The organism is Massilia sp. 01N410, assembly GCF_056399665.1.
This window is the reverse complement of sequence record NZ_JBFTRV010000006.1, coordinates 52,413-69,270: the sequence shown is the minus strand read 5'-3', so window position 1 is coordinate 69,270 and position 16,858 is coordinate 52,413. Positions and strand designations below refer to the sequence as shown.

The following is a 16,858-nucleotide window of genomic DNA, read 5'->3' as shown; positions in this document are numbered from 1 at the left end:
TCAGAGCACTTTTTGCTGATAATTCGGGGTCAGAGCACTTTTTCTGGAAAGGTCTTTGGTGAAATACTCTGGCGCTAGGGTGCAGGGCCGCGCTACTCAGGCCCGTCCTTATCCTTCGCAAGAAATGCCGTTAAGCTTTTGCCCCAAAATGTGCTCTGACCCCTAATTTTGCGAGAAATGCGCTCTGACCCCGAATTTTTGAGAACGGGCTCGCCCGCGTGGGCGGCTCTTTATTTGCTTGGCACCATCGTGCTGACGGTGTGGATGCGGCGTGCCGATTTCAGGCGCGGCGGGCGGCCGGCGGGTGTTGCTGTGCTGGATGTGCTGGCCAGCGTGAGCCTGTCGATTCCAGCGCTGGCTTATTGGGATGCGGATATTGCCACCGGCCTAGGCGATCTGCCGCTGCGGCTGCTGTTCGTCCTCGGCGTGCTGGGCCTGCTCGGCTTCGTTGCCCATGACGCCCGCACCATGCTGCAGCATCCGCGCATGACGCCGCGCCAGCGCCGGATCTTTGCCGCGGTCGGCGCGGCGGCGGTGCTGTTGCCGTCGTCGATCGAGCTGTGGTGGGGCGGCGCGGCCCTGGTCCACATCCACGCTTCCCCTGAAGAACTTGCCCAAAAAAGTGCTCTGACCCCGAATTACGGTTTGATCTAGGTCGATTGCTGGCGTTGCGCCCAGCGGGCGGCCAGGATCGCGCAGACCATCAGCTGGATCTGGTGGAAGAGCATCACCGGCAGGATCACCATGCCCAGTGCACCCGGTGCGAACAGGACCTTGGCCATCGGCACGCCGCTCGACAGGCTCTTCTTCGAGCCGCAGAAGACGATGGTGATCTCGTCCTCGCGCGAGAAACCCAGGCGGCGGCTGGCGAAAGTGGCCAGGCCGAGGGCGAGCGCCAGCAGCACGCAGCACAGCACGCCCAGGCCGATCAGGGTCGGCAGCGACAGCTTGTGCCACAGGCCTTCGTTGACGGATTCGCTGAAAGCCGTGTAGACCACCAGCAGGATCGAGCCCTGGTCGACGATCTTCAGCATCGGCTTGTGGCGGTCGACCCAGGTGCCGATCCAGGGGCGCAGGAACTGGCCGGCCAGGAAGGGCAGCAGCAGCTGTTCGACGATGCTGACGATGGCGTCCAGCGAGGATCCGCCCGCCGACGACGCGCCCTGCACGATCAGGGCCCCCACCAGCAGCGGCGTGACGAAGATGCCGACGAAGTTCGAGGCCGAGGCGCTGCACACGGCCGCCGCCACGTTCCCGCGCGCCACCGAGGTAAAGGCGATCGACGATTGCACGGTCGAGGGCAGGGTGCACAGGAACAGGAGACCGATGTAGAGGTCCGGGGGCAGCACGCTGGTCGCCAGCGGCTTCATCGCCAGGCCCAGCAGCGGGAACATCACGAAGGTCGAGGCCAGTACCAGCAAGTGCAGGCGCCAGTTGGTCAGCCCCGACACCATGGCTTCGCGCGACAGCTTGGCGCCGTGCAGGAAGAACAGCAGGCCGATCGCGAAGGTGGTGACCTTGCCGAACACCACCGCGGTCTCGCCCTGGCAGGGCAGCACGCTGGCCAGCGCCACGGTGCAGAGCAGCATGACGGTGAAGGAATCGGGAATCAGGCCGCGCACGGCGGCGGTGAGGCGGGCAAGGGCAGACATGAGGGGCTATTCGCAAACTCGACGGAGCAACCGTCTATTCTATCGCGTTGCAGCATCCGCCGCTGGCAGCCGCCAGGCGCCGCCGATCGCCACGGCCGTCACTACGCCGCGAAAGCACAAGGTGTTTGTCGGAGAGAAAGTTATTTCCAGTCATAACCAAGGACGATATACTCGCGCTTGCTTTTTATTCACCCTGGGGTCTACCGTGTTCAAATCCACGCTTCTTAACTTCGCTCTGCCTGCCGTCGCAATCATGGGGGGCATCGCCTCCGCTCACGCCGACGAGGGCCAGTGGCAGCCGCACCAGCTGCCGCAGCTGAAGTCCGAACTCAAGCGCATCGGCATCACCATCCCGGCCGAGAAGCTGGCCGACCTGTCCAAGCACCCGATGAGCGCCATCGTCTCGCTCGGCGGCTGCTCGGCCTCCTTCGTCTCGCCGGACGGCCTGGTCGTGACCAACCACCACTGCGCCTACGGTGCGGTGCAGCGCAACTCGACCCCGGAGCACAACTACATCGTCAACGGCTACCTGGCCAAGACCCGCGACGCCGAACTGCCGGGCGGCCCGAACACCCTGGTCTACGTGACCGAGAAGGTCGAGAACGTGACCGACCGCGTCCTCAAGGGCCTGTCGCCCAGCCTGTCGGGCAAGGAGCGCCACGAGCAGGTCGAGAGCCGCATCAAGGCCCTGATCGCCGAATGCGAAAGCAGTGACAAAGGAGCCTACCGTTGCTCGGTGCCGGCCTTCCACCGCGGCGGCGAGTACTACCGCATCAAGCAGCTGATGATCCGCGACGTGCGCCTGGTGTACGCGCCGGCGGACTCCGTCGGCAACTTCGGCGGCGACATCGACAACTACGAGTTCCCGCGCCAGGCCGGCGACTTCTCCTTCCTGCGCGCCTACGTCGGCAAGGATGGCCGCCCAGCCGATCCTTCGCCGGACAACGTGCCGTACAAATCGAAGGACTTCCTGGTGGTGTCGGCCGAAGGCCTGAAGGCCGGCGATCCGATCCTGCTGGCCGGTTATCCGGGTCGCACCAGCCGCTACAAGCTGCCGTCCGAAGTCCGCTTCGCGCGCGACGTCGACTACCCGGCCAAGGCCGCATCGATCACCGCCGACCTGTCGGTGATCGCAGCAAGCACCATGGGCAACCCGAACTGGGACGTGCGCTACGCCAGCGTGGCGAAGAGCCTGAACAACGTACTGAAGAAGACCCAGGGCCTGATGGACGGCTTCGCGCGCACCGACATCGCCGCCATCAAGGACAAGCAGGATGCCGAGTTCCGCAGCTGGTACAAGCAGCATGGCAAAGGCGGCAGCCTGCTGTCCGACCTCGACACCGCGATCGGCAACGACATGGCCGGCTCGCAGCAGGAAGCGGCATGGCTTGAGGCCACCCACAGCGACCTGCTGAAGAGCGCGCGCACCCTGTACCGCCTGTCACTCGAGCGCCAGAAGCCGGACGCCCAGCGCGAAGCCGGCTACCAGGAGCGTGACCTGTCCTTCATCAAGGCGCGCCTGACCCGCCTCGAACAGTCCTTCGTGCCGAGCGTGGACCAGGCCCGCTGGCAGGCGGCCCTGAACCGCTACGCCAGGATCGACGCCAAAAACCATCCGCAGGGCCTGGACGCGCTGCTGCCGAAGGCCGACGCGGTCCCGGCGATGGTCAAGTCGACCGAACTGGCCGACACCGCCAAGCGCCTGGCCTGGATCGGCAAGGATCCGGAAGCCTTCCGCAAGTCGAACGATCCCTTCATCCAGCTGGCCGTGCGCCTGCACGACACCGGCATGGCGCTGGAAGACCACCGCAAGGAAGTCGACGGCAACCTGGAACGTGTGATCCCGCAGTACATGGAAGCCGTGATCGCCTGGAAGAAGTCGCAGGGCAAACCGGTCTACCCGGACGCCAACTCGACCCTGCGCGTGACCTACGGCACCGTGGGTTCGTACCAGGCGCGCGACGGCGTCGTCAAGGGCCCGTTTTCGACCGTGCAGGGCATCCTCGAGAAGAACACCGGCAAGGAGCCGTTCAACGCCCCGGACAATCTGCTGCAGGCGATCCGCGACAAGCGCTACGGCGTGTTCAAGGATCCGGTGCTGGGCACCGTGCCGGTCGACTTCCTGTCGAGCGCCGACACCACCGGCGGCAACTCGGGTTCCGCGGTGATGAACAAGCGCGGCGAACTGGTCGGCCTGAACTTCGATTCGACCTACGAGTCGATCACCAAGGACTGGTACTTCGACCCGGTGATCACCCGCGCGATCCACGTCGACATCCGCTACATGCTGTGGGTGATGAAGGAAGTCGACCATGCCGACAACCTGTTGAAGGAAATGACGATCAAGTATCCGAAGAAGTAAGCGGATCAGTCCCACCATCGTCCCCGCCTTCGCGGGGACGATGTTTTCAGGCAGCCGGAAACCAGATATCGAAGCGCGTCTCACCCGCCCCCGCGGGCGCCAGCGCACAACCGGCCCCATGCCGCTGCAGCACCTCCCGCACGAACATCAGGCCGATTCCCTGGCCTCCGCGCTTGGTGCTGAAGAAGGGCGTGAACAGGCGCTGCGCCTGCCCGTCCTCGAGCAGGCCGCCGGAGTCGATCACCGACAGCCGAACGCGCTCGCCCAGATCTTCCAGTTCCACACGAATCGCGCCGCCGCTCGAACCGTCGCGCGCATTGCGCTCGTCGATGGCTTCGACCGCGTTCTTGACGATGTTCAGCAGGGCCGGTTCGATCAGGTTCACGTCGAGCGGCATCGGCGCCACCGTATCGCAGCGGCTCCAGCCCAGCTGGATGCCGCGCGCATTGCACTGTTCCCGGTTCAGCCACAGGATGTCGTCGACCACGTCCTGCAGGCGGGTCGGGCGCGGCTCCGGCGCCGGCATTTTCACCACCCGCGTGAAGCGGTCGATGAATTCGCCCAAGCTGACGTTGCGGCGCTTGACGGCGACGATGGCGGTCACGAAGTCGCCGGCGTCGCGCTCCGCCAGCTGGCCGCGGTAGGTCAGCAGGGAGTCGAGCACCGAGCCGGTGGCCGCCACCGTGTTGTTGACCTCATGCGCCAGCACGCGGATCAGGCGCGCATAGGTGGCGCGTTCGGAGTCCTCGAGTTCCGCGGTCAGCTCCTCGACGATCAGGAAGTGGCGTGCGAAGCCGCGGTCGAAGAAGCGGCTGCGCTGGGCGCGATAGCGGCGTCCCTCGGTGTCGACCAGCAGGCGGCTGTCGCCGAGGGCGAGGGCGTCGAGCTGGCGCGCCAGGTCGCGGCTGCGCGCGCGGCCGCGCTCGTCGAGCGCCGGGTCGAAGGCCGCGTCATCGCCGGTCCAGGCAGACAGCGGCTTGCCGAGCGGCGCATCGAGTCCCAGCAGGGCGGTGGCGCTGGCGTTCACCAGGCTGATCGCATGGTCGAAATCGAACACCAGCACCGCGCTCGGCGTGGCTTCCAGCAGCCGTTCCAGGAAGCCCTGCTGCTCGCCGATCGCCAGGCGCTCGCGGTGCAGCGCGGTCAGCATGCCGTTGAACATGCCGACCAGGTCGTCGAGTTCCGTCACCCCGGGCGCCGCCAGCCGCGAGGCGTATTGCTGGTCCTGCAGCAGGTCGTGGAAGCGGCGCGTGTAGCCGAGCGGTTCCAGAGCGCCGCGGATCAGCCACCAGCCCAGCGCAAAGCTGGCCGCCAGCATCAGCTCGGCGCCGACGAACAGCAGCGGGCGTTCAGGCAGCAGCAGGACGGCGCAGCCCCCCAGCGCCAGGTGCAGGAGTGCGAGGTAGACGGCCAGCCGCGTCTGGAGCCTGGGCGGCTGGAGCTTCAATGCTCGAAGCTTCATTCCTCGCGCACGCCGGCGCCCAGGCCGTGGCGTTCGAGGCGGCGGTACAGGGCCGTACGCGACAGGCCGAGCGCCTTGGCCATGCGCGAGATATTCCCCGCGTGCTGCTGCAGCGCCTGTTCGATCATGTGACGCTCCACCTGCTCGAGCGTCATCCCGTCCACGCCCAGGCGCGCCCCCGGTACGCCCTCGTCGACCGCGCTGGCGGCCAGGAAGTCGGCCTGGCCGAGATGCTGCTTGCCGGCCAGGAGCAGGGCACGCTCCAGGGTCTGCTTGAGCTGGCGGATATTCCCCGGCCAGGGCTGGTTCGACAGCCAGTCCAGCGCGCCGGGCGCCAGCACGACCTCGCCCAGGCCGTAGCCCTCGGCGACGCCGGCGGCGATGTGGCGCGCCAGCAGCGGGATGTCGCTGCGCCGCTCGCGCAGCGGCGGCAGGCGGATCGTGATCAGGTTCAGGCGGTAGAACAGGTCTTCGCGGAATTCGCCGCTCGCCACCAGCTCTGCCAGCTCGCGGTTGGTGGCCGACACCACGCGCAGGTCGGCCTGGGTCGTGGAGCTGGCGCCGACCGCCTGGTAGCGCTGGTCCTGCAGCACGCGCAGCAGCTTGACCTGGTCGCCGCGCTGCAGCTCGCCGATCTCGTCGAGGAAGAGCGTGCCCTTGTCGGCGCTGGCGATGTGGCCCTTGCGGTCGCTGCGCGCATCGGTGAAGGCCCCGCGTACATGGCCGAACATCTCGCTCTCGAACAAGGTCGGCGTGATCGCACCCATATTGATCTTGACGATGGGATGAGCGGCGCGCGGGCTGTTGCGGTGGATGGCGTCGGCGATCAGCTCCTTGCCGGTGCCGCTCTCGCCGAGGATCAGCACCGGCGCGCGGGTGTGCGCCACCTGGGCGATGGTTTCCAGCACCTTCAGCAGCTTCGGATGCTCGCCGACGATGCCGGAAAAGTCGCATTGCGCGTCGAGCGCGCGGCGGGTGAGGGCGGGCGTACGCGCCGGCCTTGCCAGCTCCAGCGTGGCCTCGACCAGCGCCACCAGCTGGGCGTTGTCCCAGGGCTTGGTGAAGAAGTTGGCGGCGCCGGCCTTCACGCCGCGCACCGCCAGCGAAATCGAACCCCAGGCCGTCATCAGGAGCACCGGCAGCGCCGGCTGCAGCTGCTTGATGCGGGCCAGCAGGTCCAGTCCTTCCTCGCCGCTGGTCTGCAGGGAGAAGTTCATGTCCTGTAAAACCAGGTCGAACTGCGGGTCGACCGGGCCGGCCTGCAGCTGCTCCAGCGCCTGCTGCGGACCGTCGGCGCAGACCGCCTCGAAGCCGGACTGCTTGAGCAGCAGGGCCAGCGAGACCTGGACTGCGCTGTCGTCGTCGACGATCAGGATGCGCCGCTTGCGTGTTGCTTCCATATTTTTAATGCGAACCTTTTTATTCGTAGTGCAGCGCTTCGGTCGGACTCAGGCGGCTGGCGCGCCAGCCCGGGTAGAGCGAGCAGAGCAAGGATAGCAGATAGATCACGGCCATCGACAGCCCGGCGGCGCCGATGAAGACTTGCCAGTCCAGGTTCTCGCCGATGGCCCCGGTGAGCGGCAGCTGCACCAGCAACACCAGTCCGAGCACCATCGCGAAAGAGCTGACAAGCAGCTGTTCGGCGACGATCTGGCGGTAGATGTCGGCGGCGCGGGCGCCGATGGCGCGGCGCAGGCCGATCTCCGGGATGCGCCGCGTGGTGTTCTGCCACAGTACGCCGAACAGTCCGAAGGCCACCATGGTCAGCATGAAGGCGGCGATCACGCTGAGGACGGCCAGCGGCACCAGGTGTTCCTTCAGCAGCGAGGCGCGCATCGCCGTCAGCGGCGCGATCTCATAGGACCAGTCGTTACGGATCAGCTTGAGCTGGCGGTTCAGCTTCGCCTCGAAGGCGCGCGGCGTACCGGGCGCCACCTTCAGCATGATGACGTTCAGGCGCGAGGTGCCGGCCTGCGGCGCGAAGCGTGTCATGATGAAGTTGGCGGGCGCAATCAGCGGCCCCTTGTTGCGGTAGGTGTCGATGATGCCGACCACCTTCAGCGTCTGCGCGACCTTGTTCTCGGTATGGGTCAGCTGCTGGCCCAGGGCATCCTTCCCGGGGAACATGGCCGCCGCCATGCGCCGGTCCATGACCACCGGCTGTACCGCCGCGCCTTTGTCGCTGGCGTCGAACCAGCGTCCGCGCACCATCTTCATGCCGATCGCGTCGGCGAAACCCTCGTCGGCCTCGAGGATGTTGGTGTTGACGTCGGCGCCGGTCTGCGGCGACTTGAAGGAGGTGTGCCAGGTCGACATCCGGTACGGCGCGTAGGCGGCGAAGCCGACCGTGCGCACCTCCGGCAGCGCCTGCAGGCCGCGGCGCAGGGTGTCGTAGGTATCGGCCGGGATCTTCGCGGTGTCCTCGCCGGTGCGGATCGTGACCGCCCAGGTGTCGCTGCCGTCGAAGCCGATCGGTTCGCGATACAACTGCCAGTAGCGTAGCGCGAAGGCGGCCACGCCGAACACGATGGCGAAGGCGAGCAGGATTTCGAGGCTCAGTAACAGGTTCCTGGATTTGCGCTTCCAGGTCAGCTTCAACAGGTGGCGCAGCATCATGCGGCTCCTTTCAGGGCGTGGACGGGATCGAGACGCGACATCTTCCAGGCCGGGATCAGCCCGGACAGCAGGCCGAAGACGAAGGACAGCAGCATGCCGCAACCAAACACCGGCAGGTTGACGCTCACCTGCAGGTAGGGAATCAGCTGCGATTGCTCCAGCCACCACAGCACCCCCTGTGTGGCGGCCAGGCCGAGCAGGCCGCCGGCCAGGCACAGCAGGATGTTCTCGACCACCAGCTGTCCGGCCAGCTGCATGCTGGTGGCGCCGAAGGCCTTGCGTACCCCGATCTCGGCGCTGCGTTCGAGGATGCGCCCCATGTTCAGGTTGACCAGGTTCAGGGCCGGCAGCAGCATGAACACCAGCATGCCGCCGGCGATATACGCCAGCAGCTTGCGGGCGCCGGAATCCTGGCCCTCGTCCCGGTTGATCTCGCCGCCGAGCAGGTTGCGGGCGAAAAGGTCGAGCTTGCTGTCGGCCCAGAAGGTCGTGGTGGCGAAGGTCTTCGGGTCTTCCGCCACATAGCCCTTGGCGATGCGCGCGACTTCCTGCTGGATACGCGGCAGGTCGGCCTTGTCCCTGGCCAGCAGCATGGCGGCGAAGGAGCCGGTGAGCTGGTTCTGGTAGTCGCTCGACGGGAAGGTGGAGAGCGGCGCCCACATGTCGGCATAGGCATTGAAGTGGATGACATCGTCGACCACGCCGATCACGCGGAACAGCTGGCCGCCTGCGCTGATGGTCTGGCCGACCGCTTGTTGCGGCGCGCCGCCGAACAGCCTGCGGGCGGTCGAGGCGTTGATCACGGCCACCAGGCGGCCGCCGGCTTCATCGTCCTCGTTCGGCAGGCGCCCCGCCAGCACCTTGAAGTCGAGGATCTTCCAGTAGTCGGCGTCCACGCGCCTCATCTGCAGCTCGCTGACGCGGTCGCCCTGGTAGACCGATACCGCGTCCGGCGTGGTGAAGGCGGACACCCGCTCGACCCCCGGCATGGGCTTGAGGTATTTGTCGATGGTCTTGAAGCCCAGCGTGCCGGTGCGGATGGTGCTGTGGTCGGCGCTCATGCTGCGCATGGTGTAGATCTGCAGGAAGCGCTCGCTCTTCCCTTCGACGCCGGTCGGCCAGAAGGTGGTTTCCAGCAGGGCGCTGATCACCATCAGCACCACCAGGGTGAGCACGATGCAGGCCAGGTTGATCGCCGTGAACAGCTTGCGGCGCATGAAGACCTTCCAGGCGGTGAGCAGGTAGTTACGCAGCATGGAGGTGCTCCGGCGTGACCAGCTGGCCGTCGAACAGGCGCACGATACGGTGGGTGCGGCGCGCTTCGCGCTCGTCGTGGGTGACCATCACCACGGTGGTGCCCTCGGCGTTCAGCTTGAGCAGGATGTCCATGACTTCCTCGCCCATCTTGCTGTCCAGGTTACCGGTCGGTTCGTCGGCCAGCAGCACTTTCGGCTGGCCGACGATGGCGCGCGCGATCGCCACGCGCTGCTGCTGGCCGCCCGACAGCTGGTTCGGGTAGTGGTCCATGCGTGCACCCAGGCCCACCTTTTCGAGGGCCTCGCGCGCCAACCGGCGCCGCTCGCTGCCGCTGCCGCTGCGGTAGAGCAGAGGCAGTTCGACATTGTCGATCACGCGCAGGTCCGGGATCAGGTGGAAGCTCTGAAAGATGAAGCCGAAGGTGCGGTTGCGCATGCCGGCCAGCTGGCGGTCGCCGTAGCGGGCAACCGAAGTGCCGCCGACTTCCACGCTGCCCTTGCCGGGCCGGTCGAGCAGGCCGATGATGTTCAGCAGCGTGCTCTTGCCGCAGCCGCTCGGTCCCATCATGGCGACGAATTCGCCTTCCCTGACGTGCAGGTCGATGTCTTTCAGGGCCAGGGTTTCGACCTTGTCGGTGCGGTAGGTCTTGCTGACCTTGTTCAGTCTGATCATTGTTGTTCCCCTCGTTTTCTCAGTCAATTCGAAATGCGGATGCTGTCCAGATCCTTGAAAGTACTGGTGTCGGACACGATGAAGCGGTCGCCGGCACGGGCGCCGTTCACGACTTCGACCAGCTTGCCGTCGCTCGAGCCGAGCTCGATCCAGGTCTTGCTGGCGGCGCCTTCGTGCACGGCAAAAGCCGGCTGGCGGCCCTTGCCGTTGAAGGCGGCGCCGTTGTCGATCACCAGCACGTTCGCGCGGCTGGCGGTGACGACGTTGACGTCGACCCGCATCTTGTTGCGCAGGTGCGGGTTGTGCGGCTGTTCGAGGTCGACCAGCAGCTTGATGGTGCCGTTCTGGATTTCGGGCAGGATGGTGTGCACGCGGCCGGCCAGGATTTCGCCGTTCTGCTCGACGCGCACAGGCTGGCCGGCGGCCAGCTGGCGGGCGTGGAAGTCGGACAGGGACGCTTCGACGCGGTAGTTGTTCAGCTCCGACACGCGCGCCACCAGCTGGCCGGCGGCGACGCTGGCGCCTTCTTCCTCGACCACCGAAGTCAGCATGCCGGAGAAGGGCGCGGTCACCCTGGTTTGCTGCAGCAGGCCGTCCTGGCGGGCGATCTGCTTCTGCAGGATCTCCTTTTGCAGATTCGCGGCGGCGATGGCGCTGGCGGTGGCGCGCCGGGTGTCCTCGATCAGCTCGTGCTGCTGGCGCAGCTGGACTTCGTTGCGCTGCACGTTGAGTTCCGAGGTCAGCAGGTCCTGGCCCGATACCAGGCCGCTTTCGCGCAGCTTGCGGTTGCGTTCGCGCAGCGCGCGGCTGGACTGGAGGTCGATCTCCAGCAGTTCGATGGCGGACCTGGTCTGCTTGAGCTTCTGGTCCATCTCCAGCTTGAGCACGACGACCCTGTTTTCCTGCTGCGCCAGCTGCTCCTTCAGGGCTTCCAGCGCCAGGCGGATCTCGCGGTCGTCCAGTTCCAGCAGCAGCTCGCCCTGCCTGACCTGCTGGCCCGGCTTGGCGTGGACCTTGGCGATGCGGCTGGCGCCGGGGCTGGACACGACCTCCTCGTGTACGGGAATGACCACGCCGGCGGCGTTGATGGTGTTGTCGACGCTGCCGGGCCGCACCTCCGCCACCACGATGTCGGCGGCGGAAACGCCCGGCCGCACGACGCGGTTGATGCCCCAGGCGGCGCCGAGGAAGCCGGCGCACAGCAGGAGGCCGGTAGCGAACCGGAAGTGGCGGCGGCGGCGGAGCAGATCGATGCCGATGGCTTGGTCCATGACGATGCTTGCGATGAAGGAGTGAAGATGCATCCTTTATTGCAAGCATCGTGCCAGCACCGCTTCACTGGGCGGAAGCCGCCATCAGGCGCCGGGTCCTGCCCGTGCGCGGGCAAGGGTGTCCGGATCCGGGCAGTGGCGAGCGTCGCAAGGGCGCCTACTGGCCGAGATGTTTGGCCAGGAAGGTCTCGAGCCGCTGGTAGAACTCGGTCACGTTCTTCGTGTCGTAGAAGCCGTGGCCTTCGTTGGGAGCAAGGAACCACTCGGGCGTATGACCCGCCTTGACGAGGGCCGCGCGCATCGCTTCCGCGTGTTCGACCGGCGCCCGCTTGTCCTTGCCGCCGTGGACCAGCAGCACCGGCGCCGTGATGTTCGCCGCCAGCGTCACCGGTGACGCCTTCTCCAGCGCGGCCCTGTCGGCGCCCACGGTCTTGCCGATGTAGGCGGCGCGGTAGGCGTCCTTGCGGTTGTTCTCGGGCTTGGCCAGCAGGGTCAGGTCGTACACGCCGATGTAGCCGACCGCGCACTTGAACAGCGCCGGTTCGCGCGCCGCCAGCATCAGTGCCGAATAGCCGCCGAAGCTGGCGCCGTACACGCACATGCGCCGTCCGTCGACCTCGCCCTGCGCCACCGCCCAGCGCACGCCGTCGACCAGGTCGTCCTGGATCTTGCCGCTCCATTCGCGGTAGCCGGCTTCCATGAATCCGTCCCCGCGCCCGCCGGAGCCGCGGAAGTTGACCTGCAGGACCGCATAGCCGCGGCTGGCCAGGAACTGGGCGTCGTTATCGTAGCGCCAGGTGTCGGCGATGCCGAACGGGCCGCCGTGCGGCATCAGCACCAGCGGCACCTTGCTTCCTTGCGCGTGCGCCGGCATGGTCAGGTAGCCGTGCAGTTCGAGACCGTCGCGCGCCTGGAAGCTGATCGGGCGGCGCGGCGCCATCTTGTCGGGGTCGATGGTCTCGAGGGAGGAGAACAGCAGGCTGGCCTTCATGGTCTTGCGGTCGAGCAGATAGAAGGAGCCGGGGTCGCGGTCGCTCGACACGCCGAACAGCAGGACCGTGCCGTCGTCGCTGAAATCGACGAAGCTGACCCGATGGTCGGGGAACTGGGCGCTCAAGTCCCTGTGCAGGCGGGCTTCCGCGCTGTTCTCGTCGAAGTAGACGGCGCGCGGCCGGCCGATCGAGGTCGAGGCGCCGAAGGGTTCGCCCAGCTTGGCGCCGTACATCACGCTGGTGACGCTGCCGGTCCCGTCCTTGAACAGCGTCGTCCGTTTGCCGTCGGCGACCTGCTCGCGGATCAGTTCATACGGGCCGCCGTCGGCCGAGTAGCTGACGTAGAGGGCGCTGTCGTCGGCGTTGAAGCCCATCGGAGCGTAGCGCCGCCCGAGCTGGGCGTCGGCCTTGCGCCAACGCTTGCCGGCATCGTCGAAGCGCATCAGGACCCGTTCCGCGCTGTCGTTCGCACCGAAGGCGAAACGCGGCACCCCGTTGTTCTGGATGACGAAGCCCAGGTCCGACAGCGGCAGGTCGGCCACCAGGCTGCGCACCGCGCTGCGCGAATCGACGTCGTACAGCAAGCTGTGGCTGCCTTCCCAGGCGTGGGAGGCGATGAACAGGTGGCCGTTGCGGCTGCGCGGGATGTCTTCGATGTAGCCATATCCTTCGTCGGCGCCGTAGCGGCTGCCGCGGCTGGAGCTGTTGCGCATCTTGTAGCCGTACAGGTATTCCTGTTTGCCGCCGTCGAGTTCCGCGGCCAGCACCTCGCCGGTGGGAACCGGCTTTTCACGCGAGCCCAGTTCGATGCCCTTGGTGATCGCCAGCCGCGTATTCGTCAGCCACTGGTAATCGAGCGGCACCTCGAAGGCGGGCATGCGGATCGCGCCCGTCATCGTCATTTCCGGCACCGAGTAGAAGGTCACGACGGGAACGAAACGGTCGCCGTCCGGGACCCGCGCCGTGATCGCGATGTGCTTGCCGTCCGGCGCCAGGCGCGGATGCGAGAACTGGTCTTCGTAGACGAAGGCGGCGAGCGGCACGGTGGGCGCGGCCAGGGCGGGCGCCGCGCTGGCGGCCAGCAGGAAGGTACACAACAACAGGGATCGCAGCGTCATGATGGCTCCGTTCGGTCCCGGCGGGACGATCCGCTCATTATGTATGTATGAACCCCCAAATGACTCACCAATTGTCACGCCTTCGGCTTGCGCAATCGCGCTCCAGCTTCGATAATCGACCGCTATGAACGACCCGCTCACCTTCCTCGGCTTCCCGACGACCCCGCTGGAACTCATCTCCTTCGTCCTCTCCATCGTCACGGTGCTGCTCAACATCCGCCGCATCCACTGGGCCTGGCTGTTCGCGATCGTGTCGTCCGCCACCTACGGCGTCGTGTTCTTCGAGGCCCGCCTGTACGGCGACGCCGGCCTGCAGGCGGTCTTCATCGCCGCTGCAGTGTGGGGCTGGTACGAATGGCTGCGCGGTACGGGCGAAGATGACAAGCCGCTGGTGGTGACGCGCCTGGACGCGAAGGGCTGGATCTGGTCGCTGGCCGGATGGGGACTGGGCTTCTATATCCTGTCGTGGTTCCTGCACGCTTACACCGACACCGACGTGCCGCACATGGATGGCTTCCTCACCGCCGGCAGCCTGCTCGGCACCCTGCTGGCGGCGCGCAAGAAGGTCGAGAACTGGCATGTGTGGATCGTGGTCGATATCCTGTACGTCGGCCTGTACGTCTACAAGGACCTGCACCTGACCGCGATCCTGTACGCGGTGTTCGTGGGGATGGCGGCGCTGGGCCTGCGCGCCTGGGCGCGTGCGGCGCGCGAGGGGGCGCGATGACGCGCGGCTCGCTACCGGCGCGGATCGCGATTCTCGGCGCCGAGTCGACCGGCAAGTCGACCCTGGCGCCGGCGCTGGCGGCGCGCTACGGCACGCTGTGGGTGCCGGAGTACCTGCGCGAGTTCGTCGAGACGGAGCAGCGGGTGCCGCGCGAAGAGGACCAGCCCGCGATCGCGCGCGCCCAGCGCGGGCGCGAGGATGCCCTGGCCGCATCGAAGGATGCGCGGCGTTTCCTGTTCTGCGACACCACGCCGCTGATGACGGCGGTCTACAGCCGCATCTACTGGGGCCGGGTGCCGGTGGAACTGCTGGAGATGGAAGCCGCGCACGACTATGCGGCGACCCTGGTGGCGGGCCTGGACCTTCCCTGGGTGCCGGACGGCCTGCAGCGCGAATCGAAAGAGGTGAGGAAGCAGGTGCACGACTGCCTGCTGGCGGTGCTGCGCGAACGGTGCATCCCGTTCACGCTGCTGGAGGGAGACCTGGCGCAGCGGCTGCGCCAGGTGGAGGACCTGCTCGGTCCTCCCTGAGCTTCGCGATCAGAAGTCGAACTGCCCCGACACGCGGAAGGTGCGCGGCGCGCCCGGCAGCAGGTAGCCGCCCAGCGCCGGCGTGACGTCGCGCCAGTAGAACTTGTCGAACAGGTTGTCGACGCGGGCGCGCAGCGTCACTTTCGTCACGCCCAGCTTCATGGCCCAGGCGGCGCCGAGGCCGAACACGTGGTAGTCGGGCACGAACACGCGGTTCTCGACATCGAAGGCCTTCTTGCCCGAGTACTGCCAGTTGGCGTCGACCTTCAGGCCGGGCACTTGCGGCACGGCGTACTCGATCCAGGCGGTCGACTTGACGCCGGGGACGTCGGTGACGCGCTTGCCGTCGATGGTCGGATCGCCGGTGCCGTCCTGCCGGGTGTTCAGGGCCATCAGCGACAGGCCGGCCTGCAGGTTGGAAGCCAGCTTGCCGTCCGCCGACAGCTCGATGCCGCGGTGGGTCTCGCGGCCGCCGCGCACGTAGGGATGGCGCTGCACGGTGTCGCCGTCGACCACCACGGCCACGGTGCGGTTCGGGTCCGTGTACTCGAGGCCCTGGCGGATCTGGAACAGCGAGGCCGACAGGTTCACCCCGCGCACGGAGCCCTTGGCGCCCAGTTCGAACTGCTTCGAGCGGCCCGGTTCCAGCACCTGGTTCTCGTTCGAGGTTTCCATCGGCGCGATGCCGCCGTGCTGCAGGCCGTGGCTCACGGAGCCGTAGACGTTCCAGTCGCGATTCAGGTTGTAGACCAGGGCGACGCTCGGCAGCAGGAAGGAATCCTTGCTATCCACGTAGCCGGCGGTGTGCACGACCGGACGGTCGTCTTCCCAGTCGCGGCGCTTGGTCTCGACGTAGCGCAGGCCGCCGTGCAGGGTCAGCTGCGGGGTGATGGTCACGATGTCCTGGGCGAACAGCGCGCTCTCCTGGTCGCTGCGGCGTTCGAACACGGGGCCGGTGACGCGGTCCGGGCCGGCGTGCGGGGTGTCCAGCGGATGCCAGATATTGCTGTAGCCGACCAGGTCGTAGACATAGTCGCCGAAGCTGTCGTGGCGCTCCGAATACGAGGCGCCGACGGTCAGCTCATGGCGCAGCGCGCCGGTGGCGAAGCGGCCCTGCAGCATCGCCTGCAGGCCCCACGGTGTCTTGCGCTCGCCCTCGCTCTGGTAGTCGTAGACGTCGTAGTCGCCGTTCGAGCAGAAGCCCGGATAGTAGCCCGCGCCCTCGTTGCTGCAGCCGTAGGGGAAGGCGGTGTAGTCGTTACGCTTGAACCAGTGCTTGTTGGCGGCAACCAGCGCTTTCCAGCCGTCCGCCAGCTTGTACTCGAAGCGCAGGCCGAGGTTGGTGTCGCGGGTATCGACCGGACGGGCCCAGGGCTGGTCATTGAGCAGCAGCCTGGCGGAGACGCCGGACGGCAGCACCTCGTTGCGGATCAGCTGATAGCCGGGTGCGGTGAGCTGGGCCTTGTGCTGGTAGTCGAAGTCGACCTGGAACAGGGCGTCCGGGCTGATCTGCCAGTCGAAGGCGCCGGACACGAACTGGCGGTCGCCGTTGGCGCCGCGCACATAGGAATGCAGGTCGGCGGCGGCGGCATTGATGCGGTAGCCGAAGCGGCGGTCGTCGAAGCGGCCGCCCAGGTCGACCGTGCCGTACAGGGTGCCGCGCTCGCTCACTTCGACGGTGGCGGAGCGCAGCGGGGTATTGGTCGGGCGCTTGGTCACGTAGTTGACGATGCCGCCCGGGGTGGCGACGCCGGCGGTGAGGCCGGCCAGGCCCTTCAGCACCTCGATGCGTTCCTTGTTCTCCAGCGGGATCTGGGTGTCGCCCGGAATCGCGAAGCCATCCTTGCGGTAGCTGTAGTTGTTGTCGAGGGCGAAGCCGCGGATCGAGAACTGTTCGGCATAGCCGACCGCGTTGTAGGCGTCGCTGACCGAGGCGTCGTAGCGCATCGCCTCGGTGGCATTACGGATCGACAGGTCCTGCATCCGGGTGCGGTCGATCGCGCTGATCGAGGCCGGGGTTTCCCACAGCGAGGATTCGGAGAAGCCGCCGACGGCGGCGCGTTCCAGTCCGGCGCGGGCGCCGGTCACGACCACTTCGGCGATCGGCTGGCCGTTCTGTTCCTGCGCATGGACGTTGAGGGAGAAGGCTTGCGCGATGGCGCAGGCGAGGATCGGGTACTTCAGTTGTGGTTTCATTGT

General features: G+C 66.9%; 13 protein-coding genes. 4 read left to right on the top strand and 9 right to left on the bottom strand.

Annotated features, from left to right (window positions below; translation table 11 throughout):
* Window positions 1–177: 177 nt before the first annotated feature.
* Window positions 178–654, top strand: coding sequence for a hypothetical protein (locus AC1DOP_RS10035; RefSeq protein WP_442123758.1), 477 nt, complete (start codon window positions 178–180; stop codon window positions 652–654).
* On the opposite strand, the gene AC1DOP_RS10030 is transcribed toward AC1DOP_RS10035, so the two are convergent.
* Window positions 651–1,652: a bile acid:sodium symporter family protein gene (locus tag AC1DOP_RS10030; protein WP_477250892.1), complete on the bottom strand. Its 1,002-nt coding sequence runs from the start codon at window positions 1,650–1,652 to the stop codon at window positions 651–653. The genes AC1DOP_RS10035 and AC1DOP_RS10030 overlap by 4 nt on opposite strands.
* Window positions 1,653–1,857: 205 nt before the next feature.
* Here AC1DOP_RS10030 and AC1DOP_RS10025 point away from each other — a divergent pair, with 205 nt between their 5' ends.
* Entirely contained in the window at window positions 1,858–4,014 is a 2,157-nt protein-coding gene (locus AC1DOP_RS10025; protein ID WP_477250891.1) for a S46 family peptidase, read from the top strand.
* A gap of 46 nt (window positions 4,015–4,060) precedes the next feature.
* Here the strand turns inward: AC1DOP_RS10025 and AC1DOP_RS10020 are convergent, their stop codons facing one another.
* From AC1DOP_RS10020 to AC1DOP_RS09990, 7 genes are all read right to left on the bottom strand, one after another.
* Window positions 4,061–5,476 (bottom strand): sensor histidine kinase, encoded by a 1,416-nt coding sequence (locus AC1DOP_RS10020; RefSeq protein ID WP_442123755.1) that lies wholly within the window; start codon window positions 5,474–5,476, stop codon window positions 4,061–4,063.
* Window positions 5,473–6,876 (bottom strand): sigma-54-dependent transcriptional regulator, encoded by a 1,404-nt coding sequence (locus AC1DOP_RS10015; protein ID WP_442123754.1) that lies wholly within the window; start codon window positions 6,874–6,876, stop codon window positions 5,473–5,475. The genes AC1DOP_RS10020 and AC1DOP_RS10015 overlap by 4 nt, the downstream gene beginning before the upstream one ends.
* A 19-nt stretch (window positions 6,877–6,895) precedes the next feature.
* Window positions 6,896–8,092 (bottom strand): ABC transporter permease, encoded by a 1,197-nt coding sequence (locus AC1DOP_RS10010; RefSeq protein ID WP_477250890.1) that lies wholly within the window; start codon window positions 8,090–8,092, stop codon window positions 6,896–6,898.
* A complete protein-coding gene (locus tag AC1DOP_RS10005; protein WP_442123752.1) occupies window positions 8,089–9,348 on the bottom strand; it encodes an ABC transporter permease in 1,260 nt (419 codons plus the stop codon). The genes AC1DOP_RS10010 and AC1DOP_RS10005 overlap by 4 nt, the downstream gene beginning before the upstream one ends.
* Complete coding sequence (locus AC1DOP_RS10000) at window positions 9,338–10,021, bottom strand: ABC transporter ATP-binding protein (RefSeq protein ID WP_442123751.1); 684 nt, start codon at window positions 10,019–10,021, stop codon at window positions 9,338–9,340. Before AC1DOP_RS10000 ends, AC1DOP_RS10005 begins: the two co-directional genes overlap by 11 nt.
* 23 nt (window positions 10,022–10,044) lie before the next feature.
* Window positions 10,045–11,292, bottom strand: coding sequence for an efflux RND transporter periplasmic adaptor subunit (locus tag AC1DOP_RS09995; RefSeq protein WP_477250889.1), 1,248 nt, complete (start codon window positions 11,290–11,292; stop codon window positions 10,045–10,047).
* 157 nt (window positions 11,293–11,449) lie between these two features.
* Entirely contained in the window at window positions 11,450–13,402 is a 1,953-nt protein-coding gene (locus AC1DOP_RS09990) for an alpha/beta hydrolase family protein (RefSeq protein ID WP_477250888.1), read from the bottom strand.
* A 124-nt stretch (window positions 13,403–13,526) separates the two neighbouring features.
* On the opposite strand from AC1DOP_RS09990, the gene pnuC reads away from it, so the two are divergent.
* On the top strand, window positions 13,527–14,129 hold the full coding sequence (pnuC, locus tag AC1DOP_RS09985) for a nicotinamide riboside transporter PnuC (protein WP_442123748.1): 603 nt from the start codon (window positions 13,527–13,529) through the stop codon (window positions 14,127–14,129).
* Complete coding sequence (locus AC1DOP_RS09980) at window positions 14,126–14,659, top strand: AAA family ATPase (protein ID WP_477250887.1); 534 nt, start codon at window positions 14,126–14,128, stop codon at window positions 14,657–14,659. The genes pnuC and AC1DOP_RS09980 overlap by 4 nt, the downstream gene beginning before the upstream one ends.
* Before the next feature lie 9 nt (window positions 14,660–14,668).
* Here the strand turns inward: AC1DOP_RS09980 and AC1DOP_RS09975 are convergent, their stop codons facing one another.
* Window positions 14,669–16,855 (bottom strand): TonB-dependent siderophore receptor, encoded by a 2,187-nt coding sequence (locus AC1DOP_RS09975; RefSeq protein WP_477250886.1) that lies wholly within the window; start codon window positions 16,853–16,855, stop codon window positions 14,669–14,671.
* Between the last annotated feature and the right edge of the window lie 3 nt (window positions 16,856–16,858).